Genomic DNA, 16,171 nt, shown 5'->3' on the forward strand with positions numbered 1-16,171 from the left:
CTACAAGCGGGATATTTCAGAAAAATTTATTGTTCAGTATTCATTTTATTTATATGTACTATGTATACGGACTAAGCTAATTCAAAAGATTCCCCTGCTTTAAGTACTATGCCCTTCGTCTCAGGTACTCTGCGTTGCAGCATACGCAGGAACTCGTTAACATCTTGGTTGATAAGGGGAAAAGTATTGTAATGCATGGGGATAACTACTTTGGAACGCAGTAATTGGGATGCGTGGGTCGCTTCCTCGACGCCCATGACAAAGTTATCACCGATGGGCAGCATAGCGACTTCCAAAGGATGCCGCAAGCCAATCAGCTCCATGTCTCCAAATAATCCGGTATCTCCGGCATGGTATATCCACTTTCCTTCTATTTGCAGGAGAAAACCGCAGGGCGGACCGCCATAAATCATAGGCCCTCCTGCTGTTTCTTCAATCCCTGAACCATGAAGTGCCAATGTAAGCTTAACCCATCCAAAAGGAAAAAGATATTTCCCTCCAATATGCATACCATGAGTTACTGCACCTTGACTTTGGCAATAGGCTGCCAGCTCATAGACTGCAATAATAGGAGCACCTGTTTGTTGCGACAATTCTACAGCATCGCCTAAATGATCGTAGTGACCGTGGGTAACCAAAATAGCATCAAGCTGTTTGAAGTCTTCAGGTTTCGCAGTAGTACTCGGGTTCCCTTTTAAATAGGGATCAATGATGATTCTTCCCGCCTCGCTCTCAATTTCAAAACACGAATGTCCGTGGAAACGAATATTCATTCTTTAACCTCCATCTGATCGCTTTAACGCGCTGAATATACTTGAAGCACTTCCCACACTGCAGGATAACTTAAATTCATTTCCCAAAGGGCTACTCCTCGAATGCCTTTACTTAAAGCAAGATCCAGCTTATCCTTCAAGCTGCGAGGATCTTCAAAATAAACAGTATGTTTAACACCCATAGTTTCATAGCGAAAATGCAAGCCGTGTTGTCTTGAATCCCAAAGGATGGGGGCGCCATAACGTTTAGCAAGGTCTACTGCCCTTTGGTAACTGATGCTCTGCGCCCCGCCTCGTTCTGACCAATCATAGCCATAAAGAGGAATACCCATATAGATTTTACGGGCCGGGATATTTGCTAAAGCATAGTTTAAATTCTCATTGACCCAAGGCAAAGAAGCTACTGATCCCGGAGGACTTGCCGGCCAATGCTCCTCATAAGTCATGATGATAACCTCATCAACAACCTGGCCGAGAGCCTGATAGTCAAAGACACCTTTCCACGGATCAAGAGGTTCACTCGAGGACTTTGCCGGAACATCAATAGTAATAATATAGTTCGCTTGGTGAAACAAAGTTGACCATCTTTGGATAAGCTGAGTGAAAAGATACCGGTCTCCCGGACTCGCTTTTTCCAGATCTAGATTGACTCCATCAAACTGATACTGTGCCAGAGGATTCCGTATATTCCCCCAAACATAATCCGCGAATTGTCGGTCCCGCACCAACTGGGTCATTAAATCTGTAGAAAAGAGTCCCCTCTGTGTCAAGTTGCTGACGGTTAAAAAAACCTTGATCCCCTTGGCATGGGCTTCGGTTATTATTTTTTGACTGGGTCGGCCCTGAAGTGTTCCATCATTCTGAATGGCTACTTGAAAAATATCCAACTGATCGATAGTATTTCCGTAACGTGCTAAATATGGGTAACCCTTTACTTGTTCCGTCAGACCATTGTAAAAGGCAAAAACATTCAATGGCATACTTATACCCCCTTTCCGATCATCATATGCATCGCGGGGGGTATAAGTGTGAAGAAAACTATTGAGAATAGATTTGGGATAATCAAGATTTTATTTTGAGTGACGCCTTCCAAAAACTGCCAGCATTGCGGTTCTACGCATTAAAATAATCACCAGGAGTGCAAAGACAAGGATGAGAATGGCTAAAGCCATAATCCATTGTCCTTTAGCTCCTAAGACTGCCGAAATCCCGAAGCAAGCACTGATTCCATACATTGACAAAACCGCCTGACGCTGGGAAAGTCCCGCGTCAAGCAGGCGATGATGCAAATGTCCCCGATCGGCGGTGGCCACGGATTGACCTCTAAGTTTACGGCGAATAATAGCAAAGGTTAAGTCCGTTACCGGCATGCCCATAACGAGAAGCGGAAAAACCACGCCTAAAATAGTCGCGGTTTTAAGCAATCCGTAAATGGAAAGGCCACCAATAATATAGCCAAGAAACATACTACCGGAATCCCCCATAAATACCTTCGCCGGGGGAAAATTAAACAATAAAAATCCCAGCAGTGATCCAGCTAAAGCCAAGGTCAGATGCGCTGCAGGACTACTGATTCGATTAGCCGACCAGAACAATAGCAGTGCCGCCATAAAACATATCCCTGCGGCAAGACCGTCTAAACCATCAGAGATATTGACCGTATTAACCAGGCCAACGATCCAAAAGAGCATTAAAGCAAAACCTATAGTACTAAGCCAAAAACCTGTGAAATTAATCTGCCCGATTATAGGCAGGGAAATAAAATCCATGGAAAAATTAAAGCCAAAGAGCAACGCCGCTGAAACAATTTGCCAAAAGAGCTTTACGAGCGGACGAATTTCCCATATGTCATCACATACACCGACCACCATAATTAACGTACTACCTAAAAATAACCCCCAGAATGATAGATCCCATTTTTGAGTTAATGCAGCCGCCAGCCAAAAACCGGCGTACAAGGCCAATCCGCCTAAGCGGGGAATAGGCTTTTTATGAACGTGACGCCCTCCCGGATAAGCAATAGCCCCCCATTTTTGGGCCAGTTTCATCGTCAGCGGTGTACAAACAACTGCAATTACTAAGGCCAAGGCAAAGGTTATTATATAGGCCATGATTATTCCTCCGCAGTCTTAGGCTCAAGCTTATCACGCAGCATTGTCGGTTGGCGCAGTTCCAAACAAGAACAGGAAAAAGTTTGAGGAAGCATAGCCATCGCGCTTAACAAAATTCTGCCGGCGAAATTGGACTGATTATAAAAAATATCAGCTAATTCCTCGTGTTCCCAATCCTTGATGATACCTTCAGCATAGTTAACAACAAGCTGGACCGTAGCGTAATGGGCTCCGATTTCTCGGGCCAGGTATACTTCCGGACACATGGATTGTCCGATGATATCACCGCCCATCTGTTTAAACATCTGAACTTCAGATGGACTTTCGAAATGACGCCCGTCCGTACAAACATAAACCCCTCGTTCAAAGACATAGCGCGGTGGCTGGTTTTGTAAAACGGTCTCATGTAAGACTTTAATCAAGTCCGGGCAAACTGCATTGCGCATGGTTAACAGATAGGGAAGTCCGATGGATACATCTTTCCGCATTGAAAAGTCCAAATAATCGTGAGGAATAACAATATCACGAGGTTTTAGCAGATGATTAATTCCCCCGACCCCGCCCTCAGTTAAAACCACGTGGACCCCTGCTTGATGAAAAACCCAAAAAATTTGCTGAGAAGCCTGAGTTCTGGTGACTCCCTGTCTCCAGCCATGCATCCGGCATGTTAAAGCCTCTTTGCCTGCATATGAAAAATGGGTAAATTCCGGCGACGGCCCATAAGGAGTATCAAAAATCAAGGCCTCACCCAGCACCTTTGTTCCGGGTATTTTTAAATCTTTAGGAAAGGAAATCGAATTAGTACTTGAACCACATATTAACCCTACGTCAACGTTGGGTATCATAGTATCTCCCCCTTTTTAAACAAGATTCGGAAAGCCCCATTGACGCAATACTTCATAAACAACAACAGCTACTGAATTGGATAGATTTAAGGAACGCGCTTCCGCACGCATCGGCAGTCTTATAGTCTTGTCCGGGTAACGGCCCAAAATTTTGGGTGATAATCCTTTCGTTTCCTTACCGAAAATTAAATATCCCCCCGGTTCATAAACCATGTCAGTGTAGGAACGGCCACCTTTTGTCGTTGCTAAGTAACGGAGTCCGTCAGGGTTTTTTTCTTCAAAATCGTTAAAATTGTCATAATAGTAGATATCAAGAAGGTGCCAATAATCTAAGCCGGCACGCTTTAAATGCTTATCGTCAATGCTAAAACCCAATGGTTTAACCAGATGGAGTGCAGCTCCTGTTGCAGCGCAAAGCCGAGCCACATTCCCCGTATTAGGCGGGATTTCCGGCTCAACCATTACTATATTAAGTCGATTGTTCAAAACCTGGTTCCCCTTTCAATGACACCCGGAACAATTTCCATGGCACCCGGGTGAACACGTTCCGCCGCTGTTTCCTTTAGTCACTCCGGGACTTGAAAATTTGGATAATTGTTTGAAAAGTCCTTTATGTCCGCAGCTCGGGCATGCTAGGGACTCTCCATTTTCGCCTAATCTGCATAATTCTGTGGTAAGCAAGCCACAGCTTGGACACTTGAATTCATACATGGGCAATTTAATGCAGCCTCCCACTACTTAAAGCTTATTTCAGATCTTATAAAAGGTTTTGCTTATGATTACCTATTATAACCTGAAATTATTGCAAACCCAAACTTTTGTCTGTTTTTTTCCCCTTTATTTCCCCTTTATTAGAGAATTAAATATTGACCATATTAAACTTTACTAAATATATCGTCTATCTATCCGCCGCAGGACAGATATTTTATATAATTACACCAGAATATTACAAAACAAGTATCTGTTATATAAAACTTCCTTGTAATTATTGTTGTTCTAAGTTATGATAATGTTTATCGACCTTATTAGATTGTTTAAAGAGGTGTAAAAGGATGCTCACTCCAGAAGATCGCAAATTACTTAAAATTATAGCTAAAGACTGCCGCTATACACCGGAGGAACTTTCACTGCAAACCGGCTTATCTGCGGAATACATCAAAAAGCGGATCAAGGACTGGGATAAAGAAAAAATTATTGCCGGTTATCAACCTGTAATCAATTGGGAGCGAACGGGCGAAGAAAAAGTTTCCGCTCTTATTGAAGTAAGAGTTCTCCCTCAACGCGGTTATGGTTTTGACAAAATTGCTAAACGGCTGCAAAAATTCCCGGAAATCAAATCATTAATGCTTATGTCCGGCGGATATGATTTGGCGTTACTTATTGAAGGCAAGACGATGCAAGATGTTGCTCTTTTTGTTGCAGAAAAACTAGCCCCCCTTGAGCATATCCAGAGTACGGCCACTCATTTTGTGCTGCGCCGCTATAAACAGGACGGTGTAGAACTTATGGGTGAGGAAGAGACACTTCAACGTCTCGTGATCTCACCGTGAAGCGTTATCTAGCGAACCATGTTGCTAATATGCCGCCTTCAGGAATCCGCAAATTCTTTGATCTTGTTGCCACGATGAAAGACGTAATATCTCTGGGAGTCGGCGAACCTGACTTTGTAACTCCCTGGACTGTGAGGGAAAGCGGTATATTTTCCCTTGAGCAGGGGCAGACGATGTATACCAGCAACGCGGGACTTTTTGAACTGCGGGAAGAGCTGGCCCATCATTTAAACGTTACTATGGGCCTTTCCTATGACCCACTTAAAGAAATTTTGATTACAACCGGTGCCAGTGAGGCTGTTGATCTCGTTATGCGCGCTGTCCTTGAACCGGGAAATATTGTCTTAGTGCCAGACCCCTCTTACGTATCTTACGGACCCTGCGCAACTTTAGCAGGAGCTAGTGTGCGCTATGTTCCAACCCACGCTGAAGAAAATTTCCGTTTGCGGGTTAAGGACCTGACCCAAGCCTACTCACCCGAAGTCAAGCTCTTAGTATTATCCTACCCTAATAACCCGACAGGGGCTATTATGCAGTGCGAAGACCTCCTGCCTATAGCCGAATTTGTCAAAGAGCATGATTTACTCGTGCTGGCCGATGATATTTATTCTGATCTTACCTACGAAGGCACTCATACTTCATTTGCCAGTTTACCGGATATGCACGACAGAACCCTCTTCGTCAGCGGTTTCTCCAAATCATACGCCATGACAGGCTGGCGAATCGGCTACGTTGCCGGGCACCCTGACCTAATCAGCGGAATGACCAAAATTCATCAATATACCATGCTCTGTGCCCCAATCACTGGCCAAATTGCCGCTCTTGAGGCTTTGCGCTCTGCTTCCGAAGCTAAAGACGAAATGGTCGCCGCCTATGATCGCCGACGCCGGCTTATGGTCCATGGTTTTCGATCCATGGGTCTGGATTGTTTTGAGCCCCTGGGTGCCTTTTATGTCTTTCCCGATATATCGAAAACGAAATTATCCTCGGAGGCCTTTGCCGAAGAACTCTTAAAAGAGGAAAAAGTCGCTGTCGTCCCCGGGACCGCCTTCGGGCCATCCGGTGAAGGATTCATTCGCTGTTCCTACGCTTATTCTCTGGAGCAGCTTGAAGAAGCATTACAGCGAATCGGTCGGTTTGTTGAACGGAGATTCTCCCTTTGAACGTCATCTTCCATTACTTCTTCCAGATATGGAGTCAATATTGGTGGAAGGGCTCTTTCTTTATCTACCAGCCAAGATTTAAGTCTAGGATCCTGCAGGTTACGCAAAGCGAGAAAGGCATTTCGCTGCAGGATGCCTTTACCACGCCATCCGGCTGCCGTATGAAGAAAACGCTCTCGAAACTCCCCTTTGGTTAAATTCAATGTATCCACTAAATCGACACCGCGCTTTTTCCCCGCTGCCGATACCATCTGCATCTCTTCCTGAAGCCGTTGTTGATTATGAGGGCAAGCTTCCTGACAAGTGTCGCAGCCAAAAATTCGATTTCCTAAACCTATTCTCTCTTCTGGCGTTAGCACTTCTTTGCTCTGAGTGAGATAAGAATAGCAACGTTTAGCTGCAAAGATCTCCTTGCCAAGAATTTGGGCAGGGCAAGCTTGAATACATTTACGACAAGAACCGCACTTGTCTAAAATCATTTCATCGCTGGGAAGTTCATGATTCAGCAGCAACAACGCTAACCCCACAAAGGAACCGTAACCAGGTATAATCAGTTGCTGATTTCGGCCGATCCAACCGAGCCCTGCCCGAACCGCAAAGGCTCTTTCAACTAAAGGTCCCGTGTCGACCTGCCAGCGAATAGCTCCGGGCCAATGGTTTTCTGCCATTATCTCAGCGAGCTCTTTTAATTTCTGATTAATTACCCGATGGTAGTCTTCCCCGATGGCCGAGCGGGCTAAAATGCCCTCTCCCTTCTCGGGAGCGACCGTAAGAGGAAGCTCATAACCTAACGCAACAACGCCCCGACAATCCTGCCACACAGCCTTGGGATCAACCCTCTGCTGAATTATTTGACTCTCAAAAGGAGTGGACACACCTTGTTCAAGGCGAACCTGCAATAAACCATTAAGCCCCTTAATCGGTTGGGCAGTGGTAAACCCAACTGCTATAAACCCTAATTCTAAAGCCCATTTCCTAAGCTTCTTTTTCCAATCTTGCCATTCCTCCAAGCTCAATAAACCATCCTCCCTAACAAGGCAAAATGTGATCTTGCATCAGTATTTACATTTTAACTCACTTTTCTCAAACTAAACATCCTTGATATTTCTAATGCTAAAGTGGCTCTGTCAATTAAACTGTGGAATGTAAAGGAATGACCTGTCTGCTTTCCCGCCTAATATTATAAAAAAGGGTGGAGCGGTATCATCCTGTGTTCAATACATAAACAAACCCCCTGAAAACACTAAGTTCTCAAGGGGTTCTATCCGCTATTATTTATTTACCAAAATATCTGTCTAATAATCCTTTGAAAGCTTTACCATGTCTAGCTTCATCCTTGCACATTTCATGAACCGTATCATGAATAGCATCGTAGTTCAGTTGTTTTGCTTTGGTGGCGATTTCTTTTTTGCCTTGGCAAGCTCCATATTCGGCTTCAACTCTTGCTTCTAAATTCTTTTTAGTGTCAGCAAACACTACTTCGCCAAGCAGCTCGGCAAATTTAGCAGCATGTTCTGCTTCTTCAAAAGCAATTCTCTTATAAGCTTCTGCAACTTCAGGATAACCTTCTCGGTCTGCTTGACGGCTCATAGCTAGGTACATACCAACTTCAGTACATTCTCCGGTAAAATTAGCTCTTAAACCTTCAAGAATTTCCGGATCAACACCCTGGGCTACTCCAATTTTATGCTCATCAGCCCATTGCAGAAGGCCGTCTTTTTTCTCGGAGAATTTGTCTTTAGATGCTCCACATTGCGGACATTTTTCCGGGGCCTCATTTCCTTCAAAAACATAACCACATACTGAACATACAAATTTCTTAATCATTTAAATTAACCTCCTCAAAGTTGTTATCAATTAATTTATGTTCTTATTTTACAATTACTTTAAATAAAAATCAAGGGGTTTTGAAAATTTTTTTACATTTTAACCTCTAAGACTTTTACTTCTTCAAGTAGGAGCGGGTCCCCTACCAAGTTCACTCGCCCCCTCGCACATCCACTTTAACATCATAAAGTGTGCTTGCCGAAGCTCGATCAGTCAAACGTTGAGAAGTAAGAGCATTAACCGATGATGTTCTAGAATTCCCATTCCAAAACAGCCCTTCGGTAACAACAACTCCGCTGGGAACCTTAGTCGTTGTTTTAAGAATGAAGTTAACTTCACCACGTTCATTAAAGGCAAGCACCTGCTGAAGATCCTTTAAATTCTTTGCCAGAGCATCCTCTACATTCATTAAAAGATAGGCTGTTTTCTTCTTCTTTAATAAATCTTCTCGCTCATTAAACGATGAATTCAAAGAATACAAATTAGGACTACTCATCAGGAAAAATGGAGCTTTATCTCCATGAGGTTCGATATAGCGGGGCAGAGGGGCTGGTTCCTGGGGATTATAAAGTTCGATTTTTCCCGAAGGAGTCCGGCTATCAGTTCGACCCTAAGCCCACAAGTGTCAGGACAATCATAAGGACAAACTGATCTCTTAACCTCTGAATGCATAATGATCCCCCTAACGCCTAATTTATCCACTGATCCACTACCAAAAACCTTTATGGATTTGTGAATAGAATCAGGCTAATTCTGTTTTACACGAATTAGCCTGATCACTTTTTTCTATAGATTCCTGCAGCCTTTATTTGCTGGCTCTAAAAAAGGCATAGCTCATCGGTTCTCCCTCTTGAAGGATCTCAGCCGCAATAACATCCGCCAAAAAGAGGGTATGAGTTCCCGCATCGAGTTGGCCTACCACTTTAGCTTCCATTGTAGCAAGTACATCATCAAGCAGCAAAACACCCGATTCCCCGCGATGAACCGCTACTCCTTCAAACTTATCCGCGTCACGCCCTGAACGATATCCGAACTTACGAGCATAGTCCTGACCTGTTTGGCTTAAAACGGATACTCCAAATCTCCCGCTTTTTTGGATTAGTTCATGCGTATAATTTGATTTATTAATGCCGATCGCTAATCTCGCCGGATCCGATGTCACTTGAAAACATGTATTGGCACATTGTCCATTATCTCTTCCATCGGCTTCAGCCGTAATAATATAAAGGCCATAAGAAATCTTATAAAGTGCTTGGCGAATGACCTGGGGACCGTCCGATTGAGACGAGGCAATCTTCGCTGCCGATTTGACATTTGAGGTTGCGTTCAATTCAGGGTCCCCTGTTACCAACTCAAAATTACTAGCATCAACACTACAAATAGGGCAAACTTCAGGCGGATTATCGCCCGTATGTATATAACCACATACGTTGCATCGCCAACGCTTCTCCATAAAAGCACCTCTTTTTTAGCAGTAATTATAAACTTATCGTCACTACCGGTCAAGACATATTTTTCCTTTTAGAGCTCAATCTCCGCTCTATTCAAATAAGATATACAATTGCAATTATTTAAAGAACATCTAAGGAACGATATCATTCTCTGTTCGTTTTTCTTACATGTATGTATTCCAGCTGTTCCTTATAGAGCAGCTCCAAACGCTGAGCATCTCTCAGTAAAAAAATCTGGTATTCTGCTTCCAGAAAGGTGGTATCATTCAAACAATACTCTGGGCATCGTATTAGGACTCTGCGCACCTGTTCTTTAAATCGTCCATAGCTTTTACCTCTTAAGCCTTTTTCCTGAACAAATTGAGTGAATACCTTCCAATCCAGAGTCTTCATTCGCTCAGTTATCCATAACGAAGCAGCCCTTACCTCACTTTGAATTCTTGTATACCGTTCAAAATTATTCCAGTATACTTGCCTTCCGCCTTGAAAATCCGCCAACCACAGTTTTAGTAAATTTTCGACTCGAAGAGGATCAAAAAACTGGCCGTTCCAGCCAATTTTCCAAGCGAAACAACGTGCTTTAAAGGATACCTTCCGCCAATCAGCTTCTCTCCTCAATTCCTTTCTAAAGATACGAGAACCCAGACTGTGATGCCTTACAAGATATTCAACCTCTTGTTCTCCATGAGTTCCCCCGGGAAGAACCATACTCCAACGAAAGCGGGTAAAGATTTCCCGCGAAAGCCGGGCACTTTCTTTATCGTGAGGAAAATAATATCCTTTCTCTCTGCCGACGGTTTGCCATTTTCCTAGATCATGAAATAAAGCTGCTAAACGTAAAGTTATCTGCTCTGGGCAATACTGAACCACCTTCAAAGTGTGATCCCACACATCTTTAGTATAAAAGCGATTTTGAGCCAATCCTTTAAGCCTGAATAGTTCAGGAATATATAGTTGGAAAAACCCAATCCGATCTAATAGTGAAAGGCTCTGAGCAATATTCTCCAAAACCAAGATTTTTCCCAATTCTTCAGTAACTCGTTCTTTGGAAACTTCTGAAAGTTGAGGGACAAAGATAACTGCCGACTGCCAGGTCTTATTCTCTATACTTAAACCGTATTTAACGGCAAAGCGTATCATTCGCAAAACCCTTAAAGGATCTTCCTCAAATCGCTCGGAAGGATTGCCGCAAGTTCGTAGATACCTATTTCTTAAGTCGCTCAGACCCTGAAGAGGATCCTCTATTTCCCCTGTCTTAACATCTTGATAGATGGCATTAATCGTAAAATCACGACGCAAAGCATCCCTTTCAAGCTCATCGGGGAAGGAGACTAAGTCTAAGCGATCCGACTCCTGAAACAAACTTATCGTTTGTAGTTTTGCGCCAAGCAAATGAGGTGTATAGCCCCAATGGGTTAAAAGGTTAAAGATTTCTTCAGGGGGCAGGGCAGCGACAGCATCCACATCTTTGTTAGGTATCCCCAGTTCTGCATCTCGCACTGCACCGCCGACACAATAAACAGGACAAATCAGGCTTAGACGTTTTAAAACTTCCTGTTGAAAGGATGAGCCAAGCATCAAGTCCCCCCCATTTAACCTTTAAAATCACGGTCAAGCCTCAAGACCAAAATTAACAAAACACAGAAATTTTGGGGCCAACACAGATATGCCAAGGGCTTTCCGGGCCATGTTCCCCGTCAAGATCCGAGGTTATGAGCCGATCAGTATGAATCGTTAGTTCTGAGATCTGAAATTCTTTCATTTTGGGGGTACTTACCTGTTCTCCGCGTAAAACTCTCAGAAGAATTCGAAGAGTTTCCGGCCAGCCAACAAGTGGGACCATTAAAATATCCAACCTTCCGTCAGACAAAGACGCTCTGGGCATTAGTTGTCTAATTCCCCCAACGGAAAGACCATTAACAGCTAGAAAAAGAATAATTTCTTCACTATAATGCTTTCCATCAAGATCATACTCTACTCCGAAAGGCCGGTATGAAGGAAGCGTCTCAATCCCTTTCAGAAAATAGGCTAACTGACCCAAAGAGTTTTTTACTCTCAGGTCCACTTTTTGCGAAACATCTGTTAAAAGTCCTGCACTGGCAACATTAACAAAATAGCGATTATTGACCATACCCGTATCTATATTGTAAATATTTCCTCGTCCAATTACTTTACAGGCTTCAGGAACACTTTTAGGCAGATGGAGAGCATAAGCCAAATCATTGGCTGTTCCTACAGGCAAAATTCCTAAGGCTGGACGTTGGGATGCCGGAATTTCTACCAAACCATTAACTACTTGGTGAATACTCCCGTCTCCTCCGGCAATTACCAGGCAATCAACATCACTGCTTTGTAAAGCAGTCTCTTCAATGTCTTCCGGAGAACAGGCTCGATGAATACATACATCATGTCCGCTTTCTTGAAAAATACGTATCACCGAATCTAATTGACCTGTTAACTTACACCGTCCAGCGTAAGGATTATAGATTAAACGCAAGCGTTTATTCGACATTGTTATAAATCCGACTCCTCTTCCATAGTTAAACCACTTACTTTTTTATTCCCATACGCCAGCGGCGAATCTTCGTGTTCAATAAATGAGCATTAAAGAAAAATACTCCTGCTAAAATAACAGCAATTAGGCCGCTTTCAATTAACACGGCTCTCGTTTCCTCAAGAGGAAAACCTTTTGCTAGCAAATAAACCATCGCCAAATTAGCCAGGGGAAAAAGAAGCGATTCTACAGCTAAGCCTCTGAGAATAATAATCCATAAATCTATACTTGTCTTTTCTTCTGACAAAGCTTTAGTGGCTAAAAACCCCAGAGCAAGAAGTACTCCCGCCAAAAAAGCCGGCAATCCGTACTTGGCGATGGCAACAACAATATTAATGTAAGTACCCAGCCCCCATAAAACCGCACCTAAGATAATGGATAGCAACTTATTAACCATCGAACCGCCTCCATTTGAATTCAGTAAGCCCCTGCTCAATTCCTAAATGCGGCTTACGACCAAGGTCATCGACGACGTTATTTCAGGTTTTCCGGATTCAACACTTCCAGTTCCGGTACAACAAAACGGCCATCTTTGCGAATTAACTTTTCATCAAAATAGATCTCACCACCGCCATAATCCGGTCTTTGTATACACACCAAGTCCCAGTGAACGGCTGATTTGTTGCCGTTGTAACAGTCATCGTAGCAGGAACCAGGAGTGAAATGAAAACTCCCTTCGATCTTCTCATCAAAAAGGGTGTCCAGCATTGGGTTTAAGATGTATGGATTTACTCCGAGGGCAAATTCCCCCACATACCGTGCCCCTTCATCGGTATTGAAGACATCTTCAATCCGCTGCGTATCATTGGCGACGGCCTTAATGATTTTACCGTTTTTAAAATCCAAGACAATTTTTTCATAGGTGAATCCTTGAAACAAAGAAGGGGTATTATAACTGATCCGCCCGTTTACCGATTCCTTAACAGGCGCCGTATAAATTTCTCCGTCAGGAATATTCATGCGTCCGTCACATTTAATCGCCGGCATTCCTTTAATCGAGAAGACTAAATCAGTACCCGGTCCAACAATTCGTACTTGATCGGTTTTCTCCATCAAGTCCTTGAGCGGGTTCATCGCCAAGGACATTTTACCATAATCTAGGTTACAGACGTCAAAGTAAAAATTTTCAAATCCTTCCAGGCTCATGGATGCTAACTGTGCCATAGAAGCGTTGGGATACCGTAAGACACACCAACGAGTGTGGGGAACGCGCTGTTCAGTATGCACCTTCTTTTGATAAGAGGATGAATATGATTTCAAAGATTCACCGGGAACGTCTGCCCACTCGTTAGCGTTTTCTCCCGCCCGAATTCCTATATAGGCCTGCATTTCTTTCATTCTTGCAAGGTCCCAGCGGGCCATGGCCTCAGCTTGTTCAGCCGTGAATTCTTTTAATAAGTCTCGCATTAGAGTATGATTAATGACAGACACAAAAGGCACCCCTCCAGCTTGATATGCATGCCGTACAAGAGCCTGGGCAAGTGGAATACCTGTTCCAATGACTTCAATAAGAATTTTTTCTCCAGGTTTCAGGGCGATAGAATAATCAATTAAAGAATCGGCTAGTTTTTCAAAACGCGGATCTTTCACGTTAGGGCCTCCTTAGACTAAAATCATAGTTTTAACAGTTTTTGATGTCAATCGCTTTGTTCTACTGACATGATATCCTTAAATTGCTCATTGCTGTGCAAAATGATCTCAATAACAGAAATGATTTTAAGGTCATTTACCAGTAAATAGTTTGTATGTATATTCTTCATACCTTAGCATTTTCCTTTTTATTAACGCATTATGTCCGAAATGAACCTTTAATACACTTCAATTTATGTTGATGAAGATGGAGGCCGCTATGAACTCAGTCAATACCTTATGGGAATATCGTTTACAACCGGAGGATGCCGGTCAGAAATATCTTTCCATATTAAAGCATAAATTTCATTTTTCGCTTAAAGTTTTACAACATTTAAAACAGGGAGAACGAGTCTGGGTAGACGGACGTTTCACTTACTTAACTGCACGGGGCAAAGAAGGTCAACTTCTCACTATCCAGCTTTTTGCGGAAGAAGAATCGCCAATTCAAGGCGAAGATCTACCCTTAAGTATTCTCTACGAGGATGATTATCTGTTAGCTGTTAACAAACCTGTCGGACAGGTCGTCCACCCCAATCGACGTTACCCTGATAATACCTTGGGGAATGCTGTCATAGGTTACTGGGAGCGCAAAGGAGAGCAGAGACTTTTTCGCCCCATTCACAGAATTGACCGCAATACTTCCGGGGTCGTGATCATTGCCAAAAATCAATTTACCCATCAGCAACTTGCTTGGCAGCTAGAGCGCGGTCACATTCACAAGCGTTACTATGGCTTTGTCCACGGGTACCTGCGCGCAGACAGCGGGAGTATTAATTCTCCAATTGGTCTTGCTCCCAATAGTTTTATCAAGCGCCAAATTCAAGAAAATGGAGAACCATCACGAACAGATTATCGAGTCATTCGTCGTTATTCTGAAGCGTGCTTGCTTGAATTTATCCTAGAGACTGGGAGGACGCATCAAATTAGAGTCCATTGTGAAAGCATGGGTCATCCCCTGCTGGGAGATGACCTTTATGGTGGAAACACCTCACTCATAAACCGTCAGGCCTTACATTCTTCAGTTTACGCATTTCTGCATCCTGTCACCGGCCTTCCTCTCGTAATTCGTGCCCCTTTCCCCGAAGATCTTAGACATTTGCTCAAGACACTAAACAAGGCTAAGGAATAGGTTTAAACTCTTTAAATCCCTTAGGTTGTCCTTTAAGGCGAATGCAAACTAAAAAATGATCCGAGTTTATTAAAAAGAGTGGATAACTTCTCCCACAGAAGCATATCCACTCTTTTACAAAATCATATTTTTATCCGATTTTTACGCCCCGATGTTCAGCTTTGGCTGAACAAGTTCACTGTTTTCTTTGTTACTGTTCTAAGTTGATGTCTAAAACTAAACTATGCTCGCGAAAGCACTCTTTACGCTTAAGGAAAGTTCTTTAATACACTCTGTCCCCAATTCCGGACACCCTAACTCTACCGGTTTTTCACTATAAAAACCGTGAAAATCTGAACCGCCTGTAATCACTAAGTTATGCTTCTGTGCATAATGCAGGGATTGGCGTCGGTCAGTGTCATTATGGCTGGGATGAAAAACTTCGATCCCGCCAAGTCCTTCTTCTGCCCACTTATCAATGGCATCAAAATTATCCAGTTGTCCCGGATGGGCAAGAATAGGGATTCCTCCTGCTTCTCTAACAGCCTGAATCGCCTCTCGAACATCAACGTATTCTAACGGAACAAAGGCTTCACCTTGGGGGTGCGTACTGCTTCCACGGTGAAAAAGTTTTTTATATAGGTCATCATAAATGGCCTCACAATACCCCTTATCCAATAAGGCATGCATTAAATGCTGTTTATAAACGCCAGTCCCCCCAGCATACTTCAGAACATCCTCCCAGGTTATTTCATACCCCGCCGCAAGAATCTTAAGGAACATATCGTAGGATGCTTGCTTCCTGCTTTCAATTAAAGGCGTACAAAGACGATCCAGAGAAGAATGACCCGGTTCGATATATAAACCCAGAATATGAGCTCTCTTGTTCCTCTCGTAATCGTAAGCTGATATTTCTATGCCCGGAACGATGGTAACACCTAAATCGGCTCCCAGGCACAAAGCATCGTTTAACCCCTTTGTGGTATCATGATCTGTAATGGCAAGATGAGTAATTCCCTTTTCTTTTGCCTGTCTGATGACTTCATCAATACTTAAGGAATTATCAGAAATATTCGTATGAACATGTAAGTCAATCATAGTTTCTAATCATCCTTTGTAATTATTTTTGTTTTTTCTCAATAACTGTTAACTTTTAA

At 43.1% G+C, this 16,171-nt stretch carries 18 protein-coding genes; 3 read left to right on the forward strand and 15 right to left on the reverse strand.

Features of this window, described 5'->3' with window-relative positions:
- Nucleotides 1-71: 71 nt before the first annotated feature.
- The 6 genes from B5771_RS22710 to B5771_RS22735 all read right to left on the reverse strand — a co-directional run bounded on the left by B5771_RS22710 (nucleotide 72) and on the right by B5771_RS22735 (nucleotide 4,440).
- On the reverse strand, nucleotides 72-773 hold the full coding sequence (locus B5771_RS22710; RefSeq protein WP_088189550.1) for a metal-dependent hydrolase: 702 nt from the start codon (nucleotides 771-773) through the stop codon (nucleotides 72-74).
- A gap of 23 nt (nucleotides 774-796) precedes the next feature.
- Nucleotides 797-1,753, reverse strand: a complete 957-nt coding sequence (locus B5771_RS22715) for a glycosyl hydrolase family 18 protein (RefSeq protein ID WP_088189551.1) — start codon at nucleotides 1,751-1,753, stop codon at nucleotides 797-799.
- Nucleotides 1,754-1,843: 90 nt separating this feature from the next.
- Nucleotides 1,844-2,884 carry an MraY family glycosyltransferase gene (locus tag B5771_RS22720; RefSeq protein WP_088189552.1) on the reverse strand — a complete coding sequence of 347 codons (1,041 nt, stop codon included), beginning with the start codon at nucleotides 2,882-2,884 and terminating at the stop codon, nucleotides 1,844-1,846.
- 2 nt (nucleotides 2,885-2,886) lie between these two features.
- Entirely contained in the window at nucleotides 2,887-3,729 is an 843-nt protein-coding gene (locus B5771_RS22725) for an MTAP family purine nucleoside phosphorylase (protein ID WP_088189553.1), read from the reverse strand.
- 15 nt (nucleotides 3,730-3,744) lie between these two features.
- A complete protein-coding gene (locus B5771_RS22730; protein ID WP_088189731.1) occupies nucleotides 3,745-4,191 on the reverse strand; it encodes a tRNA (cytidine(34)-2'-O)-methyltransferase in 447 nt (148 codons plus the stop codon).
- Nucleotides 4,192-4,230: 39 nt separating this feature from the next.
- Nucleotides 4,231-4,440, reverse strand: a complete 210-nt coding sequence (locus B5771_RS22735; RefSeq protein ID WP_242847098.1) for an FmdB family zinc ribbon protein — start codon at nucleotides 4,438-4,440, stop codon at nucleotides 4,231-4,233.
- Between the two features lie 341 nt (nucleotides 4,441-4,781).
- Here B5771_RS22735 and B5771_RS22740 point away from each other — a divergent pair, with 341 nt between their 5' ends.
- The gene (locus B5771_RS22740; RefSeq protein ID WP_047809200.1) at nucleotides 4,782-5,279 is read left to right on the forward strand and encodes an Lrp/AsnC family transcriptional regulator; all 498 of its coding nucleotides are present in this window, start codon (nucleotides 4,782-4,784) and stop codon (nucleotides 5,277-5,279) included.
- Nucleotides 5,276-6,442 carry an aminotransferase class I/II-fold pyridoxal phosphate-dependent enzyme gene (locus tag B5771_RS22745; protein WP_088189554.1) on the forward strand — a complete coding sequence of 389 codons (1,167 nt, stop codon included), beginning with the start codon at nucleotides 5,276-5,278 and terminating at the stop codon, nucleotides 6,440-6,442. The genes B5771_RS22740 and B5771_RS22745 overlap by 4 nt, the downstream gene beginning before the upstream one ends.
- On the opposite strand, the gene queG is transcribed toward B5771_RS22745, so the two are convergent.
- From queG to B5771_RS22785, 8 genes are all read right to left on the reverse strand, one after another.
- Entirely contained in the window at nucleotides 6,370-7,458 is a 1,089-nt protein-coding gene (queG, locus tag B5771_RS22750) for a tRNA epoxyqueuosine(34) reductase QueG (RefSeq protein ID WP_088189555.1), read from the reverse strand. The genes B5771_RS22745 and queG overlap by 73 nt on opposite strands.
- Nucleotides 7,459-7,717: 259 nt before the next feature.
- Nucleotides 7,718-8,266 (reverse strand): NADH peroxidase, encoded by a 549-nt coding sequence (locus tag B5771_RS22755; RefSeq protein WP_088189732.1) that lies wholly within the window; start codon nucleotides 8,264-8,266, stop codon nucleotides 7,718-7,720.
- A 154-nt stretch (nucleotides 8,267-8,420) separates the two neighbouring features.
- On the reverse strand, nucleotides 8,421-8,765 hold the full coding sequence (locus B5771_RS22760) for a molybdopterin dinucleotide binding domain-containing protein (protein ID WP_282433374.1): 345 nt from the start codon (nucleotides 8,763-8,765) through the stop codon (nucleotides 8,421-8,423).
- Nucleotides 8,766-9,074: 309 nt separating this feature from the next.
- On the reverse strand, nucleotides 9,075-9,722 hold the full coding sequence (locus tag B5771_RS22765) for a flavin reductase (RefSeq protein ID WP_088189556.1): 648 nt from the start codon (nucleotides 9,720-9,722) through the stop codon (nucleotides 9,075-9,077).
- Nucleotides 9,723-9,864: 142 nt separating this feature from the next.
- The gene (locus B5771_RS22770) at nucleotides 9,865-11,298 is read right to left on the reverse strand and encodes an HD domain-containing protein (RefSeq protein ID WP_088189557.1); all 1,434 of its coding nucleotides are present in this window, start codon (nucleotides 11,296-11,298) and stop codon (nucleotides 9,865-9,867) included.
- A gap of 52 nt (nucleotides 11,299-11,350) precedes the next feature.
- Nucleotides 11,351-12,232 carry a diacylglycerol kinase family protein gene (locus B5771_RS22775; protein ID WP_088189558.1) on the reverse strand — a complete coding sequence of 294 codons (882 nt, stop codon included), beginning with the start codon at nucleotides 12,230-12,232 and terminating at the stop codon, nucleotides 11,351-11,353.
- Between the two features lie 37 nt (nucleotides 12,233-12,269).
- Entirely contained in the window at nucleotides 12,270-12,671 is a 402-nt protein-coding gene (locus tag B5771_RS22780; RefSeq protein ID WP_088189559.1) for a hypothetical protein, read from the reverse strand.
- A 77-nt stretch (nucleotides 12,672-12,748) separates the two neighbouring features.
- Entirely contained in the window at nucleotides 12,749-13,864 is a 1,116-nt protein-coding gene (locus B5771_RS22785) for an aminopeptidase (RefSeq protein ID WP_088189560.1), read from the reverse strand.
- Nucleotides 13,865-14,123: 259 nt separating this feature from the next.
- Here B5771_RS22785 and B5771_RS22790 point away from each other — a divergent pair, with 259 nt between their 5' ends.
- Nucleotides 14,124-15,035, forward strand: a complete 912-nt coding sequence (locus tag B5771_RS22790) for an RluA family pseudouridine synthase (protein ID WP_088189561.1) — start codon at nucleotides 14,124-14,126, stop codon at nucleotides 15,033-15,035.
- Nucleotides 15,036-15,251: 216 nt separating this feature from the next.
- Here the strand turns inward: B5771_RS22790 and B5771_RS22795 are convergent, their stop codons facing one another.
- Nucleotides 15,252-16,112 carry a PHP domain-containing protein gene (locus tag B5771_RS22795; protein WP_088189562.1) on the reverse strand — a complete coding sequence of 287 codons (861 nt, stop codon included), beginning with the start codon at nucleotides 16,110-16,112 and terminating at the stop codon, nucleotides 15,252-15,254.
- Between the last annotated feature and the right edge of the window lie 59 nt (nucleotides 16,113-16,171).

This window comes from Desulfosporosinus sp. FKA, from assembly GCF_002196785.1.
Taxonomy (GTDB): Bacteria; Bacillota; Desulfitobacteriia; order Desulfitobacteriales; family Desulfitobacteriaceae; genus Desulfosporosinus; species Desulfosporosinus acididurans.